The 21,785-nt window shown below is 62.5% G+C and carries 12 protein-coding genes and 1 pseudogene; 8 read left to right on the top strand and 5 right to left on the bottom strand.

Annotation, left to right across the window (positions count from 1 at the left end; translation table 11 throughout):
* The first annotated feature begins 485 nt into the window (after nucleotides 1-485).
* The 4 genes from OCW50_RS29570 to OCW50_RS29585 all read left to right on the top strand — a co-directional run bounded on the left by OCW50_RS29570 (nucleotide 486) and on the right by OCW50_RS29585 (nucleotide 3,795).
* Complete coding sequence (locus OCW50_RS29570; protein ID WP_262300069.1) at nucleotides 486-1,712, top strand: MFS transporter; 1,227 nt, start codon at nucleotides 486-488, stop codon at nucleotides 1,710-1,712.
* A gap of 144 nt (nucleotides 1,713-1,856) precedes the next feature.
* Nucleotides 1,857-2,654 carry a type 1 glutamine amidotransferase domain-containing protein gene (locus tag OCW50_RS29575; RefSeq protein ID WP_262300070.1) on the top strand — a complete coding sequence of 266 codons (798 nt, stop codon included), beginning with the start codon at nucleotides 1,857-1,859 and terminating at the stop codon, nucleotides 2,652-2,654.
* A 60-nt stretch (nucleotides 2,655-2,714) separates the two neighbouring features.
* Nucleotides 2,715-3,470 carry an alpha/beta fold hydrolase gene (locus OCW50_RS29580; RefSeq protein ID WP_373371535.1) on the top strand — a complete coding sequence of 252 codons (756 nt, stop codon included), beginning with the start codon at nucleotides 2,715-2,717 and terminating at the stop codon, nucleotides 3,468-3,470.
* A 19-nt stretch (nucleotides 3,471-3,489) separates the two neighbouring features.
* Nucleotides 3,490-3,795 (top strand): putative quinol monooxygenase, encoded by a 306-nt coding sequence (locus OCW50_RS29585; protein ID WP_262300071.1) that lies wholly within the window; start codon nucleotides 3,490-3,492, stop codon nucleotides 3,793-3,795.
* A 6-nt stretch (nucleotides 3,796-3,801) separates the two neighbouring features.
* Here OCW50_RS29585 and OCW50_RS29590 read toward each other — a convergent pair whose 3' ends face one another.
* Nucleotides 3,802-6,666, bottom strand: a complete 2,865-nt coding sequence (locus OCW50_RS29590; RefSeq protein WP_262300072.1) for an ATP-binding protein — start codon at nucleotides 6,664-6,666, stop codon at nucleotides 3,802-3,804.
* Nucleotides 6,667-6,942: 276 nt separating this feature from the next.
* On the opposite strand from OCW50_RS29590, the pseudogene OCW50_RS29595 reads away from it, so the two are divergent.
* A pseudogene (locus OCW50_RS29595) lies at nucleotides 6,943-7,742 on the top strand (IS110 family RNA-guided transposase); the annotation flags it as partial.
* 578 nt (nucleotides 7,743-8,320) lie between these two features.
* On the opposite strand, the gene OCW50_RS29600 reads toward OCW50_RS29595, so the two are convergent.
* Nucleotides 8,321-9,988, bottom strand: coding sequence for an FAD-dependent oxidoreductase (locus tag OCW50_RS29600; protein WP_262300073.1), 1,668 nt, complete (start codon nucleotides 9,986-9,988; stop codon nucleotides 8,321-8,323).
* A 561-nt stretch (nucleotides 9,989-10,549) separates the two neighbouring features.
* Here OCW50_RS29600 and OCW50_RS29605 point away from each other — a divergent pair.
* Entirely contained in the window at nucleotides 10,550-11,248 is a 699-nt protein-coding gene (locus tag OCW50_RS29605; RefSeq protein WP_262300089.1) for an IS6 family transposase, read from the top strand.
* Nucleotides 11,249-11,334: 86 nt separating this feature from the next.
* Nucleotides 11,335-12,306: an MBL fold metallo-hydrolase gene (locus OCW50_RS29610; protein WP_262300074.1), complete on the top strand. Its 972-nt coding sequence runs from the start codon at nucleotides 11,335-11,337 to the stop codon at nucleotides 12,304-12,306.
* A gap of 361 nt (nucleotides 12,307-12,667) precedes the next feature.
* On the opposite strand, the gene OCW50_RS29615 is transcribed toward OCW50_RS29610, so the two are convergent.
* The 3 genes from OCW50_RS29615 to OCW50_RS29625 all read right to left on the bottom strand — a co-directional run bounded on the left by OCW50_RS29615 (nucleotide 12,668) and on the right by OCW50_RS29625 (nucleotide 21,145).
* Nucleotides 12,668-13,435 (bottom strand): outer membrane protein, encoded by a 768-nt coding sequence (locus tag OCW50_RS29615; protein ID WP_262300075.1) that lies wholly within the window; start codon nucleotides 13,433-13,435, stop codon nucleotides 12,668-12,670.
* Nucleotides 13,436-13,573: 138 nt separating this feature from the next.
* Nucleotides 13,574-18,367: an Ig-like domain-containing protein gene (locus tag OCW50_RS29620; RefSeq protein ID WP_262300076.1), complete on the bottom strand. Its 4,794-nt coding sequence runs from the start codon at nucleotides 18,365-18,367 to the stop codon at nucleotides 13,574-13,576.
* Between the two features lie 588 nt (nucleotides 18,368-18,955).
* The gene (locus OCW50_RS29625; RefSeq protein WP_262300077.1) at nucleotides 18,956-21,145 is read right to left on the bottom strand and encodes a tetratricopeptide repeat protein; all 2,190 of its coding nucleotides are present in this window, start codon (nucleotides 21,143-21,145) and stop codon (nucleotides 18,956-18,958) included.
* A gap of 104 nt (nucleotides 21,146-21,249) precedes the next feature.
* Here OCW50_RS29625 and OCW50_RS29630 point away from each other — a divergent pair, with 104 nt between their 5' ends.
* The gene (locus tag OCW50_RS29630) at nucleotides 21,250-21,729 is read left to right on the top strand and encodes an SDR family NAD(P)-dependent oxidoreductase (RefSeq protein ID WP_262300078.1); all 480 of its coding nucleotides are present in this window, start codon (nucleotides 21,250-21,252) and stop codon (nucleotides 21,727-21,729) included.
* Nucleotides 21,730-21,785: the final 56 nt, after the last annotated feature.

The raw sequence follows: 21,785 nt of genomic DNA on the forward strand, positions 1-21,785 counted from the left end.
GAGCTTGCGCCAACGTCTGGAGAGAGGCCGCCACGCACGAACCCTGCGCACCCGTTTCCGGCATGATCCCGCCGCTTACCTGGCGGCTCTCGAACAGCAGGCCTGCCAGTTAGCTTTGCCGTCCTAGAAAAAAAGAGGACAGTTGGCATCGTTGTGTCTGTGGGCCTGACGAGAGTGACGCGTGGAGGTCATAGTTCGTCTTTGCCAGCATCCCATCACTCAGAAGTTGACCCGAGGCTTTCAGGACTCCCCGCAGAGCTCTCTCGGCTCAACTCATTCACCCGAGCGGGTGAGCTGTTGAGAAAAGCTTGCAAAGTGCTCCGCGAGCAGCAGAAACTATCAGTTCTTGACCCCACCCCTTATTCGCAGGATTCTCGCGATCCTTGCATGGTTGGTAAACAGGAATACATTGCGCATGGTGTCTTGCCCAGCGCTGCGATCAGCGAACTGTTGGTTCCGATAAGGGGACGTGCCCTTTGAAAGGAATGGATTTCACCGAATTTAAGCACGGATGGCGGCTAGTGTTGGCTGGCTTGCACGGAACGGCTTTTGGCATGCCCGCCATTCCGTTCTACACGATTGGCGTTTTCGCGCCGATCTTCGCGAAAGAGTTCGGCTGGTCGTTCGGGGTCATTTTTGGCGGTCTGTCGTTGCTGGCTGGTGCAATCCTGATTGTCGGTCCATTTTTCGCACCGCTGATCGACAAGTTCGGGGCGCGCATGGTGGCATCGACCTCACTGCCGTGCCTAAGCCTGAGCTACATGACGCTCGCGGCATCGAACGGTTCAGTCACACAATATTATGTCTCATGGCTGGCTATTGCGATCTTCGGGCTCGGCGCCACGCCCGTGGTCTTTACGAGAGTGATCAACAATGCGTTCGGAGAACGCCGCGGTCTAGCCCTTGGAATAGTGCTCTCTGGTGCGGGCTTGTTCGCCTTCTTGGTGAAACCGCTGGCTCAACTGCTGATCGAAGCTGGTGGATGGCGTGTCGCAATCCTGGTCGTTGGGACAATGCCCATAGTCATCGCATGCCCAATGGTTCTCTGGGGCTTTGCCAGTTTGCCAAGTAGACCTGCCGGCACGGAGCCGACGATGAGCAAAGCATTGGAAGGCATGGCCGCCCGCGAGGCTTTCCGCTCCCGCCATTTTTGGCTCCTGGCTATCGTCTTCATTCCTATGTCCCTCGCCATCGCCGCGCCACTGCCCAACATCGAGAACATACTTCGCTCGCTAACACTGTCGCCCAACGAAGTTGTTCAGCTCGCCTCGCTCGTCGGAATAGCGGCTGTGGCCGGCCGATTGCTTGGCGGCGTTCTGGTTGATCGTTTCTGGGCGCCTGCAGTCGGAACAGTAATATTGATGTTGGGAGCGGTCTCCTGCCTCATCCTTTCACTTAGTCAAGTGAGCTTTCCGGTAGCCTGTATTGCAATCCTGTTGCTTGGGTTCACTTCTGGTCTGGAATTCGACCTGATGTCCTATCTGGTCGCTCGCTATCTTGGGATGCGCAGCTATTCCACGACCTATGCCACGTTGTACGGCATCTTTGTGGTGGGCGCCTTCATCGGACCCAGCCTGTTCGGCTTCGTGTTTGATAGGGTGGGCACCTATTCGGGAATCCTTCAAACGTGTGCACTGCTCCTTGTCGCCGGCGCGGGGACGATTCTGCTTCTAGGGCCTTACCCGATCCGGGAGAAACGGGCATCTGACTAACCGCGCGCGACCGACCCTGGTCACCGCAGTCTGCGCCGTTTTTACCTTTTTTAACAAGCCCTCCCGCAGTCGCCAAGATACCGTGCCTGTGATGCCAGGATGGTGGCCTTGGATCTACCACCTATTGCGGAATCAGGAGGCTTTATGAGCAAGGGCAAAGTGCTGGTGATGGGCTCGAACGCCACCCGTATCGAAATTCAGGGAGGCGGCACCGGGCCGACGGGACAATATCTCAACGAGACAGTGGTGCCCATGATGGCACTTATCGAGGCCGGTTATGATGTTCTTCTTGCAACCCCAACGGGCGCCAAGCCTTACATCGACCCGGCATCGGATGCCGTCCAGCATTTCGGCGGTGACGAATCCGCGTATCGGCGCTGCAAGGAGTTCTTCGCCTCCGATCCCTCGACGAACACCGGTCGTACTTTGCGATCTGTGATCGAGGAAGGGTTAGACAACTATGCCGCCGTGTTCGCGCCCGGAGGTCAAGGGCCAGTCGTGGATCTGATGCAGGATCCTGATTCCGGAGAAATTCTTCGCCATTTCCACGCGGGCGGAAAGCCTACCGCCTTGCTCTGCCACGGCCCGATCGCTTCGATCTCCGCGATGCCTCGGGCGAAGGAATTTCGCGCTGCGCTGATCCAGGGCGACCGCGCCAAGGCAGCCGAACTTGCCAAGGGATGGCAATATGCCGGCTACAGAATGACCGTTTATTCAGGGAGCGAGGAAAAACCCATCGAGGATAACATCCTGCACGGCAATCTCTATTTCCATATGCCCGAAACGTTGGATTTGGCTGGTGCCAAGACGACGGTTGGCCCGGACTTTGAGCCTCATGTGGTCGTCGATCGGGAACTTATCACCGGCCAGAATCCTCGCTCCGACCGTCCAATCGCGGCAGAGCTCATCGCAGCACTCGATCGCGCCAATGAGGCGCGTTGAACCATGCGAGGTGGAACGCCTTGCCCGTCACGCTCTCGATATCAAATTGGAGCAGGTTCCATGATGCGCATCGCCTTGTTTCTACTCTTGTCGTTGATTGCTCCTGCGGGAGCGCTGGCTCAATCGGAGGAAAAACCCATGTCGATCGTTCTCGTGCATGGCGCGTTCGTCGACGGCTCCGGCTGGAAGGCCGTGTTCGATATCCTGACGGGCAAAGGATACGAGGTGCTGATGGTCCAGAACCCGACGATCAGCCTCAATGGCGATGTCGCGGCTGCCGAGCAGGTGATTGCGGCGGCAAGGCATCCGGTGATCCTCGTCGGTCATTCCTATGGCGGCATGGTTATCACGGAAGCCGGTGACAATCCGAAGGTACGCGGTCTGGTGTACATAGCAGCCTATGCGCCCGACTCAGGGGAGTCGGTGTCAACCATTGCAGAAACGCCGGTGCCGCCTGGAGAATCGGTCGCACCGTTATTGCCTCCCCGTAACGGCTACCTGCTCGTCGACCCGACGAAATTCCCGACCGCTTTCGCCGCCGATGTCGACGCTTCCACCACGCGGTTCATGGCCGCGGCGCAAGTGCCATGGGGATTGGAAGCCGTGAAGACTCCAGTCACCAAAGTTGCGTGGAAGGACAAGCCCGTGCATTTCATGGTCACCACGAAAGACCGGATGATCCCGCCGACCTTTCAGCGGGCGTTCGCGAAGCGGGCCGGCGCTGCAACCGTCGAGATCGACAGCAGCCACGCCGTGATGCTCTCCCATCCGCAGGAGGTCGCCGCCTTCATAGAAGCGGCCCATGGTTCAAAATAGCATACCTGGAGGATCAATCATGACCCATGTAAAGATCATAGCCACTTTCCTGGCCAAGCCCGGCAAGGTTGGAGAACTCGAGGAATTGCTCTTCAGCATGGCACCCCACTGCAGGGCAGAGCCGGGAAACCTGAGATGGGACGTTTGGAGAGACCAGGCGAAGGCCGATCGCTATGCGCTGGACGAACTCTATGTCGACAACGCGGCGGTGGCGGCGCACCGCGAGACCCCGCATTTCAAGAACTACCTCTCGAAAATCCATGATCTGGCCGAACGGAACGCTTTTGTCCTCGAGCCCGCATTGATTGCGAACAAGAATGGCTAAGGCAGCTCAAGTTGCGCCGGTATCCCGGCTCCGAAGGTTTTCCAGCAGGTGACGTGCCGTCGCTACGTTCGCGCAGGATGAGCTATCATGCAGCTCGTCCCAGATAGGCAATAGAAGTTCCGCTGCTGCGCCATGCCGATCGGGTTGCGCCCAAAGCACTGCCAGCGCCGTTGTGGCCCGGAGCCGGAAGAAATGCGCACCGCTTTCCCGTGCGGTTTCCGCGGCTAGAAGGAGTGTCTCCGAGGCACCGAACAAATCGCCGTCGAACCACTGCAGCAGCCCGCGCACACGCAGCAGTTCCGGCTGGGACCAGTGCTCACCCTGCCGGCCGGCATGATCGAAGGCAGCGTTCAAGCTGTCACGGGCGAGCGCGGTTCGTTTGTGACTCAATGCGGCTTCCGCCAGCATGGCGAGATAGAAAGGAACTCGGACGACGAAGTTGTTGGCAACCAGTTGGTCTATCGCCATGCGCATCGTGTCGACGCCCTCGGCGTCGCCGTCCATCGCACCCACGGCGCCCTCGTAGAAATGACAAACCGGTTTCCAAATTGCGATTTCGCGCAAGGCAAGGTTGCGGGCTAGCGTCGCAACATGTTGGCGTGCCGTGTCGGTCTCCCCAGCCCACAGGGCCAGAGGCAGCGCGGCTTGGGCAAGGGTGTTGGAATGCGAGACCAGATGGCCGAGCGCGAGGCTTTGGTCAAGCGCATCCTGGAGCGCCGCCCTCGCCGCGCCATGATCGCCGGCGACCCAGGCCACCATCGCCAATGCCACCCGGATGGACACGAAACTGTCCATCTGGAATCGGGCGACGCCCGACCGCGCCGCTTTGGCCGCATGCTCGCGCGCAAGCCTCGTAAGGTCATCGTGCGCGCGCCGAACGTCACCACAATAGAAGATCGCCGTTAGCCTGACGCGCTCTCCCGCCGCCGCCGGCCGTTCGCCGTCCCGATCGGCCAATTGGGCGAACTGTCCGAGAGTCGCGATCGCCTGCTGGTGCCGTCCGGTGAAGCTTTGCAATATGCCGAGGCCCCATAGGGTGCGGAGCTGGTAATCGACATTGCCGATCGCGCACGCCAGTCGATGAGCGTCCAGCCAGGCCGCATCGGCTTTGGGGCCCAAATGGTCGGAGAAATTGAGGCCTGAAGCGTAAGAGGCGATGAGCTTCATTTTGACCGCTGGAGCGCATCGCGACAGGGCTTCGACGGCTTGCAGCGCCCGTTCGACGCGTCGGCGGCTTTCAGCGACGGTCGACAATTCGTCCCAGAGCGGGATTGCGGCACTGGTGAGTCGCACGCCGACCTCAGGGTCGGCGCCGTCGCCGAAAGCCCAATCAATCGCCTTGCGCAGGTCATTTGTTCGGGGTTCGTAGGCGGCGATCCATTCGTGTCTCGGTCGCCAATGCCACTCCGCCTCCGCTTGCTCGAACAACCGGAGAAGATAGCGCGCATGGCTGGATTGTGCGTCGGGAGCTTCTCCACTCCCGTTCAATCGCTCGGCCGCGAAGCTGCGAGTACTGTCGAGCAGGCGATAGCGCTGGCCGCCAGCCCCATAGGCGACCGACAGAAGCGATTTCGCGACAAGGCTTTCGGTGCACGCCGCGATCTCCTCGCTTTGGCCGATCGTGCCGGCGACCCCGATGGCATCGGAAAGGGAAAAGCCTCCGGAAAAAACCGACAGCAACCGCAGGAGCCGAGCCTCATCCTTCGACAGGAGCTGGTAGCTCCAGTCCAGGGTCGCATCCAGGGTTTGGTGTCGCGGCGGGATCGTTCCAGAACTGGATCTGAGCGGCTCGAAGCTTTGTTCAAGACGGTTCAGCAGACTTGCCGGTGTCAAAGCCCGCAGCCGTGATGCCGCGAGCTCGATGGCAAGAGCAATTCCGTCAAGCCGTCGGCATATGGCTGCCACGAGGGGCGCGTCCGTGTCATTCAGTTGGTAGCCGCACGCCTCTGCCCGTTTCACGAAGAGACCTACGGCGGGAAAGGTCAGGACATCCGCCCGGCTCTCATCCCATTGCTCGTCCGGAAAGGGCAGCGGAGACAATCGGTAGACGTGTTCCGACCGTGATCGAAGCGGCTCTCGGCTCGTCGCGAGGATGTGAAGACCCGGGAGCGCGAGGGTCAAGTGTTCTCCAATCGCCGACGTGGTGCTGAGGACATGCTCGCAGTTGTCCAGCACGAGCAGCATTTCGCGACCGCGCAGCACTTCGACAATGCCCGCGAGCGTATTCGTCCATTTGCTGCCGACGCCTAGGGACGCCGCTATTGTCGATTCCACAAGCTGGGGGTCGCCGATAACAGTCAGGTCAACCAAACAAATGCCGTCCCGATAGCGATCCCGGACGCGTTTTGCCAAGGCGATGGCAACGGTTGTCTTGCCAACCCCGGCCGGTCCAACAACCGTCAGGAAACGGCGCTCAGGAAGTCTAGAGGCGAGATCCGCGATGGCGTCATCGCGGCCGATGACCTCAGCGAGTTCAGGCAGCTCCTGGACAGGAACGTCAGCAGAAACGGAAGGGAGCCGTGTCTCGTCTCCTCCGTAGACGCGCAGGGGTGCGACGAAGCGGTAGCCGCGGCCGCTGACCGTGGCGATGCACGACAGTCCTGATGCTGTCCGCGGAAGTGCGCGGCGCAAGGCTGCAATGTTGACCTTCAGATTGCTTTCATGAACGAAGGTGTCGGGCCAGACGAAGCTGATCAGTTCATCCTTGCTAACGACTTCACCTGCGCGGATAAGGAGTATGTGAAGCAGATCGAGAGCCCGGGCTCCCACCCGCAGCGGCTTGTCGCCAATCATCAACAGTTGCCGATCTGGGATGAAGCGATAGTCGCCAAAGCAATATATCTTGCCGTCTGGTTTGCCGGATCGTTCCATGTCCCCGCGAATGACCCCCAGTGCTGGTCAGGGTTGTGCCCGCCGAACATAATGCAGGCTCAGCCTGATTTGCTTTGGCCTGTCGGCGAATCTAGCCTTGTTTTTCCCTCGGCGCCATAAGACCGGCGGCTTGCTTTGCTGTTTGTATGGTTCCACAGGGAGCCAGTCTCGCAACTGAGCCAGAATTACCTATTTTGGTTCTGATGGGGTGGCCAACCCCCAACGGCCTTGGTGTGCGACATTGGAGGTGTTGAGCACCCATTAAGGGGGGCGTCTATGGGAGAGGTTAGCACAATCGGCTTGGACTTGGCCAAGAACGTGTTCCAAGTTCACGGAGCTGATGCGTTGGGAGCTGTGCTGTTCCGCAAGAAGCTGTGGCGGCACCAGGTACTCGCCTTCTTTGCGGCCCAGCCATCTCGCACGGTGGCGATGGAGGCCTGCGGCAGCGCGCAGCACTGGGCGCGCGAGATTGGCCGTCTTGGGCATGCCGTCCGGCTGATCCCGCCGGCTTACGTAAAGCCTTTTGTTAAGCGCCAGAAGAACGGTGCGGCGGATGCCGAGGCGATCTGCGAGGCGGCCCAGGGCCCGACCATGCGCTTCGTAGTGCCCAAGGACGAGCAGACGCAAGCCGCCGCTCTCGTGGTCCGGGCGCGCGATCTTCTCGTGCAGCAGCGAACTCAGATCATCGCTGCGCTGCGCGGCCATCTGGCTGAGTTCGGCATCATGGCAGCCAAAGGGTCGGCTCGCGTTCCGCGACTCGTGCAGGCTGTTGTGGATCCAGTCGAGCCGATCCCAGAACTCGCCCGGCCAATCCTCCAGATGCTGATCGAGACCCTCCGGGGGCGGACGAGCAGATCGCCCGTCTGGACAATGAGATCGTCGAGAGAGCCAATGAAGATGAGACAGCGCGTCGGCTGATGACGTTTCCGGGTGTCGCTCCGGTGACAGCGGTAGCCCTGGCGGCGCTTGCCCCACCGGCCGAGACGTTTGAGCGAGGCAGAGACTTTGCGGCTTGGGTGGGGCTCACACCCTTGCAGCACTCGATCGGAGGCAAGCAGAAGCTCGGCTCTACCTCGAACTCCCTGCTGAGCATGAACCGCCAACGACGCACTGCACGTCGCGTGTATGGCCTCGTGCTCCTTGCCGAGATCAAGGCCATTCAGCGCGGCCTTCTAAGATATAGCGCCAGTATCCAGCGGTATTCCACCGAATCGCCGGAACTTTCAAGTCGACTGCGTCATCAACTCGCCTTGTGGCGTCACGATCTATCCGTCTATGCCAACAGCTCAGGGCGCATCGGGCTCTTCTCGGTGCGCACGGCGATCGAGATCATCGAGTTCTATCACCGTATTCGCTTGCTGGACGCCTTGATCGGCGAATTGGAAGATCGAGACCTGTGCACCCCTGAAATCTTCGCCCAATGGGTGAATCAGCACCAGGAGACGCTCCGTCGCGCGCGGCTCCACGGGCGGTACCTCAGCCGACCCTTGTTGCGCGACGTCCCGGCGACCTGGCCGGAAATCCTCATTGCGCTCCGCTCGGGGCGCCTGAGGCGCCCCCTCATCGCCACCGTTTGCCGGTCCCCTTCTGGTGGTGACGAGAGTCGAGCTGAACCGCGCAAAAGCGGCGGAAAGTCGAGCCGGGACCGTGCGGGTCACGCGTGAGCGGCGGGATCTTGCACGCGCCTGCCACCGAAGGCGGCGTGGATCTGGGCGACGACTGCAGCTCCTTCTCCAACCGCGGCCGCCACTCTCTTGGTAGACCCAGCGCGGACGTCGCCCACCGCGAACACGCCGCGCCGGCTGGTCTCAAGAGGAAAGGACCCGGGCTCCACGCCGGTTCGAATGAACCCCGTCCCGTCCAGCGCGACGCAGCCGTTTAGCCAGTCGGTATTGGGATCGGCCCCAACGAACAGGAAGACGTGGCGAAGGGGTCGGCGTTGATCGACACCGGTTTTGCGATCCCTGAAGACAGCCCCTGCCAAGCCTATTTCGCGGTCGCCCTCGAGGGCGATGATCTCGGTCTGGCTGTGCAATTCGACGTTCGGCAGGGCCCGGATGCGGTCGATCAAATAGCGCGACATCGAACTCTCGAGCCCCGCCCCCCTCACGACCAGGTGCAGCTTTCGAACCCGCGGCGCCAGGAAGACCACCGCCTGACCCGCCGAGTTGCCGCCGCCGACCAAGGCGATTTCCTGCCCTTCGCACAGCTTGGCTTCGATGGACGAGGCCCAGTACGAAATTCCGGCACCCTCGAACGTCGCGAGATCGGCGATGGCCGGCCGCCGATAGCGCGCTCCAGACGCGATGACGACCGCTCGGGCCTGCACCGTTGTACCAGTCGAGAGCACGATGCCGAAAGGACGCTCAGTGGCTCCGCAATCGAGCGATAGGGCTTCGAGGGGAATGGCCAGTTCGGCGCCGAATTTCTGGGCCTGGCTAAAGGCGCGGCCAGCGAGGGCATGACCGGAAATTCCCGTTGGAAAGCCGAGGTAGTTCTCGATCCGGGCGGAAGCGCCCGCCTGCCCTCCCATGGACCTACAATCGACGACGAGTGTCGAGAGGCCCTCGGACGACGAGTAGACCGCGGTGGCGAGCCCTGCTGGGCCGGCCCCGATGATCGCCACATCGTAAACCTTGGCCGGGTCGAGATCCGGCAGCATTCCGAGGCAGGTAGCTGCTTCGGCATCCGATGGGTTGCGGAGAAGCGTTCCGTCCGGGCAGAGAAGCAGCGGCCAGTCGTCCGCCATTACCCCCAGCTTCGCCACGAGGTGTTGCGCCTGATCGTCGCGTTCGACGTCGATGATCGAGAAGGGATGAGCATTGCGCGCCAGAAAGCCCTGGAGGCGCAAGAGATCAGCCGATGCTGAACGCCCGACCAGAACGGCACCGGCATTCTGGCTCTCGAGGAGGCCGACGCGGCGCAGGATCAGCGCACGCATCATGATCTCGCCGATCTCCGCCGATCCGACCAGGAGCGCCCGCAGATGCGGCGCGTCAAAAGGGACGGCGGTGCAGCCGTCCGGTCCGGCTCGCCCCAGCACGAGAGACGCTCGTCCGCCGAGTTGGCTGACTTCACCCGAAAATTGGCCAGGCCCTTCCCGTACGATCGGGGTCGTCCGCCCCAGGCCATCCTGGCGGGAGACGTCAATGTGGCCTTCGATCACCAGCCAAATCGGGGCTGCCCGGTCCCCAACATCGTAGAGAAGAGCGCCCGGTTCGAACCGGCTCGGTTCGCCGCTGGCGAAACGAATCGCGACTGCGACCTGCGCTGCAGTCAAAGTCGGAAAGATCTGATCTCGTCTCGTTTCCGCTACGCTCATATCCAGTCCTCGTCAGGCGATCGTTGAAGACCCGTCGGCCCAGACCTGGGACACCAAGCGGCATGTTGCCAAAGTGACGCTCAAGATGCCCGGTGAGCAGATCCGTTCACTGTAGGACTCTAGTGCGAAGCCAGTGCTACAGCCAATCGTAGTCCCGTCGTTTTACGATTTTTTACTCGCTGCAGATCCTGTCCGTCATTAAGCTGGCTGGGCTGGGCGACGTCAGAAGCTGGTCGTCTCGATCTTCATCGCGCACACGCCCTAACGGAAACGCAGATGAAAACGCCAGATCTGGACCTCTCGCGCCGCGAGTTCGTAGCCGGCGCATTGACCACCGTCGTGCTCACGGCAGCACCCGTAACGAGAGCCAGGGCAGCTATTCCTGAGTCTTCGGCAGACGCGGTCCACGCCATACGGATCGCCTTGAAGGTCAACGACACAAACCACGCTCTGACTCTGGATTCCCGGACGACGCTGCTGGACGCGTTGCGGGGGATCCGTCACAAACCTTCTGTTTCAATGTTTCCGATATCATGCCAAGTCTCATGGATAGAGGGTGGCGTGTTCAAGGTCAGGCATTTTGATCGTTCCGTGATCCTGCTCTGCATCCGGTGGTATCTCGCCTACAATCTCAGCCTGCGCGATCTTGAGGAGATGATGGCCGAGCGCGGCATCTCGGTCGACCACGCCACGATCCACAGGTGGGTTATCCATTACTCACCCGAACTGTTGGAATGTTTCAACCAGCGCAGGAAGGCCGACACTGGCAAGTGGCACATCGACGAGCCATACATTAAGGTCCGCGGCCAGTGGCGATATCTGTATTGGGCCATCGACAGTAACAGTGACACGGTCGAGTTCTGGTTCAGTGAGCGACGTAATCGCGCCGCAGCCAACCGCTTTCTCCGCAAGGCTCCCAAGCGGCATGGCCGTCCGGAGCGAATTGTGATTCACGGCAGTCAGACCAACCGCGAGGCAATCATGTCCTGCGACACGACAGACCGGCTGGCAGACAGGTCAAGGGGAAAGCTCGAGCCAATACGCGTTCAGCGAAGCCGCTACTTGAATAATCGTATCGAGCAGGATCACCGCGCCGTCAAAAGGCGGGTTCGTGCAATGCGCGGGTTCAAGGCAGTGAATAGCGCTCGTGCGATTGTTGGAGGCATTGAGATGATCCACATGATGCGCGAAGGACAGGCGAAGTATGCCTGCAAGGCTCAGCCATCCCTCGCGGAGCAATTCAATCTGCTTGCCGCATAGGCGCCGACCATTCACTCCGGCACCTCTGTGTCTCTTACCAGAAATTGCGACAAGACCAGCCTGTTGCGGCCGAACAGGAGGATTCCATGCCCGAAATTTCCCAGCATCGTCTTTCCCGTCGCGGCTTCTGCCTGTGCTGTCTCGGCGTTACGACTTTCGCCGCATCTGGAGGCTGGCTGACGCCGAGCGAGGTCTTCGCCCAGTCCAAGAACATCGTCGACAACATCAGGACCGCGGTCGCCGAAGCGCCAATTAAGGTCCATAAGCTGCGAACCGACATCAGCGTTCTCGAAGGGTTGGGAGGCAACATTGCCGTGCTCACCGGGCCGGATGGCAAGGTTCTGATCGATGCCGGCATCACGGCCTCGCGTCCGCGCATTCTTGAGGCTTTTTCTGATTTGGGCGATGGTCCCATACGGCAGCTGATCAACACGCACTGGCACTTCGATCATGCCGACGGCAATGAGTGGCTGCATAAGGAGGGGGCCTCCATTCTCGCCCATGAGAACACCCGCAAGCATCTTGCGATGACCACGCGGGTCGAGGATTGGGATTTCAATTTCCCGCCCTCGCCGTCGGGCGCCCTTCCGTCCGAGGTGTTCGCCCAAGACAAGACACTGCAGGCGAATGGTACGACCCTGGCTCTGAAGTACTATGGTCCGGCCCACACCGACAGCGACATCTCCGTGACTTTCCAAGAGCCTGATGTCCTGCATGCGGGCGACACATACTGGAACGGGTTCTATCCGTTCATCGACTATTCGACTGGCGGCAGCATCGACGGAATGATCCGGGCCGCCGAAACGAATTTGGCAGCGGTCACCAACAATACCATTGTGATTCCGGGTCATGGTCCGCCGGCCAGCAACAAGGCAGAGCTCGAGCAGTTTCGCGACATGCTCGTCGACATCCGCGAAAAGGTGGCGGCGCTCAAGAAGCAGGGACGCTCGCTGGACGAGGCGATCGCCGCCAGACCGACTGCGGGGTATGATGCCGAGTGGGGGCAGTTCGCCGTGAACCCCACGCTGTTCACGAAGCTGGTGTACATGGGTGTTTGATCTGTCCGCAGTGAGGAACCATCGGCCAAGCCCGCGGCACAGGCTGAGAACCGGGAGTGCGCGCAGGCAGGGGGACCTGAGACAGGCGTCTACCGCATGACTGCCGCAATGACCGCAAAGGGTCATCCTCTGCCGATCCCTGACATCCAGGAACGTCCGGAGTTCCTCGAGAGAGCAGACTTCGGGTCTACTTCCGAGAGGTGCCAGAGGCTGACCCTCCCGTTGACTATCTCTCTGTGGGAGAAGCTGACAGATCTCTGAGGTTTCGATGCTCAGCATGGGAACCGCCTGCGGTGGCTCAAGCACCCATGTCTGTTATGAGATGCAACAACACTGAACTCGATAAACGCAACCCTATCGTTCAGAAGCGCACGTTGAGGCCGACCCGGCTGATCCAGCCATCATTCTTGAAGCGGTAGCTCACCTGATCCCCGGCCCGCGCGAGCGTCAACGTCTCGTCGTCCAGGTTGAAGTAGAGCGTCTCAGACCGGATCGAGATGGTCTGCGTCAGCATGTGCTCCGTGCCGGCGCCGATCACAAAGCCGGTGGTCCACTCCTCGCTACGTGCCTGCGGGCCCACGCCAGGCGGGGTGACCGTGACCTGTCCCTGATGCTCGATCTGGGCATAGGCCAGACCGCCAGTGACGTAGAGAAGCGACTGCTGAACAACCGGCAGCAGGCTCGGCATCGTCACCCCGATCCGGCCCTTCACCGTGCCGAACCAGCTCATCTGCGAGCTCAAGTCCGTGCGCAGGCCAAACGCGCCATCCACCCCGTCGAAGCTGCGCGAGCGGCCCACGTCCATCCCGGTGAGATCCGCCTCCAGGCCCGCCACAACGCTGCCGAACTGCCACAGGTAACCGATCTGCGCACCGCCCCCGAAGCCGGAGTCGCTCAGCCCCAGGCGGGTGGGCAGCGCATCCGGGTTCACGCCCGACACGCCGGAGCGCTCCGCCTCGCCGTTGTCGCTGATCCAAGCGCCGTGCACACCGGCATAGAACCCGCTCCATGTGAGTGTGGGAACTGCCAGCACCGGAGGAAAGGGAGCCGCCTGGCCCGGCAGGTCGGCGGCCGCAGTCACGGCAGTGCCGGCGATCAGGGCAGACAGGGACACAAACAGGCGCTTCATCAGGATCTCCGAGAATTCGGGTGGAGGATAGGGCAAGACCGGTACCAGCGCAGTGGCACGTAGGCTACACAATCCCCTCTTTGCACTGTACAGGCCAAAGCAAGGGGCGGGAGAGCCTTCTGCTCTGTGCTTTGGCACTTAGAGGATCACATCGGAGTGGGCGAACTTGCCCACGATCTTGATCTGGAAGTCGGCTCGACCATCGCCATTGACGTCGCCCATCAGGATGCCGTTCTCATAGCGCAGCTCTCCGGCCTCGCCGGTGAAGCCCGCCTTGAGGAAAGCAGAGCCGTCCTTTGGGGACAGGAACGGAGCCTCCGATCCGGTCCAGGCGAACTTCTGATTGCCCTTGAGCCGCGTGTTGGCATCGATGTCACGCAGATCGATCCGGTCCTGACCCGACTTGAAGTCGTAGACGATGTCGCGCTGCGAGCCGACTTTGCTCTCCTTGGCGGAGTTGAAGTCGAACACGTCCCGGCCGGAGCCGCCCCACATCTTGTCCCGGCCGAGCCCGCCCGTGATGCGGTCGTTGCCGGCCTCACCCTTGAGGGTGTCGTTGCCCGCACCGCCATCAAGACGGTCGTGCCTGGCTCCTCCGAGAAGACGGTCATGGCCGTTGCCGCCGAAGAGCCAGTCGTTGCCCTCGCCGCCAGAGACGGTGTCGTTGCCGTCATCGCCATAGAGCCAGTCATTGCCGCCCAGAGAGCCGACATAGTCGTCGCCGCCGCCGCCATGCAGGGTGTCGTCGTCGGCTCCTAGGACAATGTTCTGGCTCGCATCGTCGCCGGTCACGAAGTTGCGGCCATCACCGTCGCGTACGGTGGCGGCGCCGACGATGGCGGCGAAATCGACGTTATTGAGCTGTAGGATGCTGCTGGTCGGTAGCCCGGTGGTGTCGATGATCAGGCCGATCGCGGTGGCGTTGTGGCCGCCGCCGACCGGCGTGGTCGAGCTGCCGCTCACGAAGATGGTCGGCGGGCTGCTCAAGCCGGGCGCGGCGCTTAAGACAAGCGTCTGGCTGTGCAGCAAGGTATCCGGCGCCAGGCTGGCGAGAAAGCTGGAGCCATTGCCGGTCATGCCCGGCTGGGCGCTGGAACCGCTGGCGGTCTGGTTCTCGATGCGGCGGATCAGGTCGAGCAGCGCCTGCTCATTGGTGAGCAGCATCGACGGACCTTCGGCCCACATGCCGGTGCCAACCGGCAGGCTGACAAGCAATTCGGTGCGCGGTCCGTTGCCCAAACCCAGGCCGAGCGGGATGTCGGCCAAGCCGCTGTTCGGCGTGCTCGGGTTATCCGGGCGGTTACTGGTAATCAGCGGCACCGTCAGCACGGTGCTCGCCAAGCCGGTGGCCGGGTCGACCGGCAGGGTCTCGCGATCGACCATTACGCCGTCGATCGTGGTGGTGGCCAGCGGCTTGGTCTGCACCGCGTAGGACGGCGAGGTCGCGCTGCCTGCGCCCGTATTGCCGGCACCGTCGGTCACCCCTGCCAGGCTGACCGTCATGATGTTGGTCGCGGCGCTCGTATTGGCGCTCGGGATGAACACCGCGCTCCAGGTCTTGCCGCCGTCGCTGCTGCCCAGGCCCGACAGCGTACCGCTCGGTACGTCGACGTTGGCGACGGCGAAGCCGGTGACCGCCTCATTGAACGTGAAGGAGACGGTGGCGGTCTCGCCGCTGATCAAGGCGGTGTCCGAGATGGCGATGTCCAAGGCCAGCGTCGGGCGCACGGTGTCGACGTCGTAGCCGATGCTGTCCGAGCTGCCGACGCCGACGTTGCCGGCGGTGTTGGCGATGCCGGTGTAATCCAGCGTCAGAACGTTGCCGGTGCTGGTGGCGTTGGCAGCCGGGGTCAGCGTCGCGGTCCAGGTGATGTTGTCGTCCGTCCGCAGATCGCTCAGCGTGCCATGCGGTACGGCGACGTCCTCGACGGTGAAGCCGACCACCGCTTCGTTGAAAACGAAGGTGACGGTGGCGCTGGCGCCGATCGCCAGCGTGGGGTTGGAAATCGCGATCGGCTGGGCCAGGCCCGGGACGGTCGTGTTGACGGCGTAGTTGCCGCTGCTGACGCTGCCGACGCCGGCATTGCCGGCCATGTCGGCGATGCCGGCATAGTCCAGCGTCAGCACATTGCTGGCATCGGTGACCGCGTCGTCCGGGGTCAGGGTCGCGGTCCAGGTCATGCCGCCGTCGGACGAACTGAGGTTCGACAGCGCGCCGTTGGGCACGCTGACGTCGCCGGCGTCGAAGTCGGTGACCGCTTCGGTGAAGGTGAAGGCGACGGTCGCGGTGTCGCCGCTCGTGAGCGGGGTATCCGAGATCGTGATGCTCGAGGCCAGCGTCGGCCGCACGGTGTCGACTTCGTAGTTGCCGCTGGAGGCAATGCCGAAGCCGGCGTTGCCGGCCAGGTCGCTGATGCCGGCATAGTTTAGCGTCAGCGTATTGGTGGCGTCGCTGGTGGCGCCCGACGGCGTCAGGATCGCAGTCCAGGTCGTTCCGCCATCGCTGCTTGCCAGTTGCGACAGCGTGCCGTTGGGGACGGTCACGTCCGCGATGTCGAAGCCGATGACGGCCTTGTTGAAGGTGAAGGTGACGGTCGCGGTCTGGCCGATTGCGAGCTTGCTGTCCGAGATCGTGATGCCCGATGCCAGCGCAGGGCGCACGGTGTCGACGGCGTAGTTGGCGCTGTTGGCGGTGCCGGTGCCGACGTTGCCGGCCAAGTCGGCGATGCCGGCATAGTCCAGCGTCAGCACGTTGCTGGCATCGGTGACCGCGTCGTCCGGGGTCAGGGTCGCGGTCCAGGTCATGCCGCCGTCGGGCGAGCTGAGGTTCGACAGCGCGCCGTTGGGCACGCTGACATCGGCGGTCGTGAAGCCGGTGACCGCTTCGGTGAAGCTGAAGGTGACGGTGGCCGTCTCGCCGATCTTGAGCGCGGTGTCGTCGATCTGGATCGGCGCGGCCAGCAGCGGCACGCTCTGGTCGATGGTATAGGTCTGGCCGCCCGTAAACCCGGGCGCCGCGTTGCCGGCGGCATCGACAATGCCGGTGCCGTTGCTCTTCAGATCCAGGCGCAGGGTGCCGTCGCCGCTGATGCCGGTCGCGGTGACGGTATAGGTGGTGCCGCTTCCGGTGACGCCGGCGACGGTGCCGGTGGTGCTGTTGGTGCCGGTCAGCTGGAAGTCGCTAGCATCGATGCCGTTGACGTTGCTGTCCAAGACCACCGTGTACTGGACGCTGGTGGCATTGCTGGTCTCGGGGCCGACGCGGGTGATCGACATGACCTGCGGGGCCAGGGTGTCGAAGCTGAGCGAAGGTGTCGAACCGGAGCCGCCGGCGTTGCCGGCTGCGTCGGTGTAGGAGCCAGCGGCAACACTGATGCTGGCCGTGCCGCCGTTCGTGCCCGCGGTCGGTGTGAACGTGGCGGTGCGGGTCAGGCCGCTGCCGGAGATGGCGCCCAGCGTGCCTCCGCTCACGAGCAGGTCACCCGTGCTGCCGTTCCAGGTGAAGGTCGCCCCGGGGTCTTCGCTGAAGGTGAAGGTGATGGTGGCCGTTTCGCCTGCCTTGAGTGTGCTGCGGTTGCTGGTGATCGCCAGCGTGGGCGCTGTGCGGTCGAGTGTGAAGTTCAGCGCGGGGCTGAGCGCGCTCGCCGCGCCGCCGCTCGGCGTCAGCGTGGCATAGGCCTTATAGGTGCCGTCCGAGAGTCCTGCGGTGGACAGGCCACCGACGGCCCAGGTGCCGTTGACGAGCGTCGCAGTGTTGCTGACGTCCGTGCCGGCGTCGAAGCTGCCGTTGTTGTTCTTGTCGATGAACACCCGCGCCATGCTGGTACTGTCACCTGCCGGGCCGGTGCCGGAGAACGCGAGCGCGGCCGCGCTGGTGATGTTGTCGGTATTGCTAATGCCCAGGTCGCTGCCTGCCGACAGGTTGGGAGCCCCTGGGGGCGGCAAAGAGATATTGTTGACCGTGAACGCGTCGAAAGTCAGGTCCCAGGCAAAGGCGCCCTGCATGCCATTGGTCAGCGCCATCGTGACATCGAAGCTGGTCAAGCCCGTCATGTCGTCGAACATGTCGGTGACAGCGAAGGTCGAGGTGCCGCCGGAGGACCTGAGCTGGGCGGTCGCGGTGCCGCCGCCCGCCTTGTTTCCGACGATCGTCACCGTGAATTCCGGTTGCAGGTTGAGCGGCTTCAGGAAGGTCATGCCGGTCAGGTCGAAGCTGGCGACCGTGAAGCCATCGGCGGCGACGGTGAAACTTGCCGACGTCTTTTGCGAATCGAGGTAGATGCCGCCGTTGACGCCATTGTCCGGGTCTCCTGCGACCGGTTCGATGGTGGAGAGCGTGAAGCCGGGCACGAAATTGCCCGGTTGCGTGTTCATGGTCGGTGTCACGTCCTTGGTCACATCGAGCAGCGTATCCAGGTTGTACACCGCCTCGGCATTGAGCGCGCCGTCGGTCGTCACGTTGCCCTGACGGTATTCCAGCGTCCAGTCGCCTCCGCGCGCGGCGCTGCCGGTGAGGTCGATCGAGGCGGCGATGTCTGCGCCGGTCACCTGCGCGATCTGGCCGACGAACTGGGCGCCCAGCGCACTGTCCGCTACATTGCAGCCGTACAGCAGGATATCCCCATCCTCCGCCAGCGCATTGCCGATCCGGCCGAGCACGTCACTGTAAGTGCCTATATTGCCTGCATCGAGTGTGAGGGTGCCGAGATCCAGCGAGCCCTGCGAGCCGTGTCCGACCACATGGAGCGCTTCGACATTGCTGCGCCCTTCCAGGATGGCGGCGATCTGCGCAAGGCCATCCTGAGCCGCGTCGAGGACATGAACCTCCACACCTGCCCGGAAGGCGCTCACGAGCCCCTCGGAGTCGGCGACATTGTCGAAGACGAACGCGATTTGCGCGGCGCCGCCGCCCTGGAAGATGTCTGTCGCCATGGTTGCCCCGCTTACCGTAACTGGAAGTCGAGCGTGCTGACCCGGATCTTTGCAGTCCGGGCGCAGTGCTTTCTGGTGGATAAGCGAGGCTTACCCCTGCGGAATTCCCAGTCAAGGCATATATTCAGGGAGGAGTAAGCTTGGATGCTCCTGTGATATATTTATCGGCGAAGCTCTCTCGGCTTGCTACTTTGTTCAAATACGTTTCTGCATTGGCGTTCCCTCGCGTCGGCGTGTCAGCTCCGGGTCAGGAACCGAGATTCCCTGCGCTTTCGCAACGTCCGGTTTCATGAGGATTGCTGCCTTCGAGCTTTGGTCTCATGCGTGCCATTTCCTGACGTTCCCGCCATGCGAGAGTTCGGGGGCTCAATCCGGCATTCGGCAGCAAAGACCACCTAATCAGGATTAAGGATCTGGATATGAACTACATTGTTCAGCGGCATTGGGTGCCGAATGCCGCCAGATCGGATGTGGCTTTCCGGGTACCTCCGGGTCCTCTGGTGGTGTGTGGACCGGGAGAGTTGAAGAGGAAGAGAGGGCAGCCAGCCGCCCTCTCTGTCCCAGCCCGAACGCCTTTCCCACCGCAGGTTACCTGTTCTCGATCTCTCTCACGGCATCCCTTGCATCGGATCCAAGCAAGTCATCATCTTGGACGGCCGCAAGGGCCGGGACGGCCGCCCGCGCCGCAGGGCCTATTTTCCTCAAGGCAATGACGGCTTGCCAGCGCACGGCAGGTTTCCCATCCGCAAGCACGCGGATAAGGGCCGGAACCGCCTCCGCAGCTTGGCTCCCAAATTGCCCTAGCGTTTTTGCCGCCCATGTGCGCTCGAACTCGGTGCCGTTTTCCAAAGCGGTTATGAGACTCGGTACCGTCACCTTCATCGGCAACGCGGCAACGGTAAGGCCGTCGATCAACCGCTCTTCCGTTCTGGCTGCCGCCGCAGACCACCTGTAGGGAATATGATAGGCAACGGGATAATACTCCAACTCCGATTGGCGCGTTCCCGGCCTTAACATCAAGACCAGTGCGCGTGCCTCCTGCCGCCGCCCGAGGTGTGCGTACGTCGCGGCAAGGGGAGGCACCAGTTCGATGGAGTGTGGGTCGGCCTGGATCGGCCTTGCCAATGCGCGCGCGGCCCCATCGAGATCGCCTTTCGCAAACAAGGCTATGCCCTGGGCCAGGGCGTAGTGGCTGGGGTAATTGGGATTGAGTCGCATGGCGGTCTCAATGAATGCTAGGCCGGCTTGCGGCTTGCCCGTGGTGATCATGGCCCAGGCCATGCCGAGATGGGCTTCGGGATCATTGGGATCGAGTGCGAGAGCTCGCGCTGCCTCGACGAAGGCGTCGTCATGCCGCCCTGCAAACAAGTTGAGATGCGCCGCCGCGACGTTCGCAAGCGATGACGGCCGCAACTTCGCCTCACGAAGGTAGAGGTCTGCCGTCTCGGAGGCTTGAATGGCGCTCATGCCCAAGGATTCGTTCCACTCCCACGCACAGCCCCAGATATAAACCAGCGCCAGGGCGGCATAGGCCCTCCCGTAGTTTGGATCGAGTGCGATTGCGGCTTTCAACTCGCTCACCGCCTGTGCGTTCTCCGCAGGCGTGAAGCGGAGATGGCGTTCCCAGCCGCGCTGGAAGGCCTCACGTGCGGCGATGTTCTTCGTCTGCCCGCGGCCGATTTCCTCCCGCTCGTCCTTGGAGAGGTTGAGCGACAAAGCCTGAACGATGATCTGGACGAACTTGTCCTGAACGGCGAATATGTCCTTGGCGCTGCCGTCGTGACGCTCGGCCCACAGGTGCCCGCCCGTGGTCGCGTCGATGAGCTGCGCGTTGACACGCACCTGGTCACCAGCCCGGCGGACGCTGCCTTCCAGCACGTAGCGCACGCCCAACCTCTCCGCTACCTCACGCGCAGTCACGGCTCGGCCCTTGAAGGGGAAGACCGAGTTGCGGGCGACAACGAACAGCCCCGCGACCTTCGACAGGTCGGTGATGAGATCCTCGGTCATGCCGTCGACGAAGTACTCCTGCTCCGGATCGCCGCTTAGGTTGGCGAACGGCAGGACGGCGATCGACGGCTTATTGGGCAGCGGCAGTGCCATCCGCTCGACGGATGCGGGTTCCAGCCGCGGTTCCCATGGACGCCACCAGAGGATGGGTCCAATAACCAATAAGATCAGTGCGGCCGCCCCAGCGGCGATCCATCGGCGAAAGCGCCGCGCGTGGAGGCGCAAGCTCGGCCGCAAGCCGTGCAGTCGGACACGGTAGGTCCGCACCGGCCGGCTGATGTTCTTCACCCGCTGCTCACCGACGAAGTCCAGGGTCAGGTCAAGCTTGCCCTGAAGCTGGTCATAAGCCGCGCCGGAGACCAGAACCCCGCCTGGTTCGCACAATTGCTCCAGCCGGGCTGCCACGTTGACGCCGTCGCCGAGCAGATCCTCACCCTCGACCACGACGTCGCCAAGATTGATGCCGATGCGAAACACGATCCGGTGCTCAGCCGGCACATCGGCCTGCCGCTCGGCTGCGCCCTTCTGCACGCCGACCGCACAGGCCACAGCGTCGACCACTGAGCCGAACTCGGCAATGGCCCCATCACCCATCAACTTGACAATCCGGCCGTGGTGCGCCGCCAGCAGCGGCTCGATGACCTCGCGTCGCAGGGCCTTCAAGGCTGACAGGGTGCTAGCCTCATCCTGCTCGACGAGGTGGGAGTAGCCGACAACATCTGCCGCCAGGATCGCCGCAAGCCGCCGCTCGACCCATGCTGTTGCCATAGCCGTCTCTCCCTGGAGAGATGCGCCGGGTAGGCTCCTGCTGCGTCCGCGGCCGATCCCTCAACGCGCGGGACGTTTCAACAGTCTTGACCATGATACCAGTGGTGGTTCGCATTGGCGATAACACCGGATGGGCTGTGCCCGCGGCCGCGAGAGCTTTCTCGCCAGCGGCGGTGTTCCTGGTCGCCCAGAGGGCCGCGCAGCGGTGGATCGAACAGGGGCAGCGCGGCGGTGCGATCAGCTTCACGTCGTCCATTGCCGGCAGCGTCGGCGCGCCGACGCTCGCTCCCTATGTCGCGAGCAAGGGCGGCATCAACCAGCTTGTCCGCACCCTGGCCGTCGAATGGGCGGAGCATTGGATCCGGGTTAATGCCGTCGCGGCGGGCTATGTCCAGAACATCTTGGCAGGCGTGACGGTCCACGCTGACCCAGCGTCCGAGGAGCGCATCCGGCGGTTCACACCACTGGGGCCGCAGGCCACGTTCGACGAGATTGCCGCCCGGTTTGTGTTCCTCGCCTCGAAGGAGGCCAGCTATGTCACTGGCGCCGTTCTGGCGGTTGATGGTGGCTATACGGCGATCTGACAACGGATCAGGGCAAGATCTGCCGCTCCTGACTTCCACATTTGGCAATTGCCGAA

It is taken from the genome of Microvirga sesbaniae, assembly GCF_025460805.1.
GTDB lineage: Bacteria > Pseudomonadota > Alphaproteobacteria > Rhizobiales > Beijerinckiaceae > Microvirga > Microvirga sesbaniae.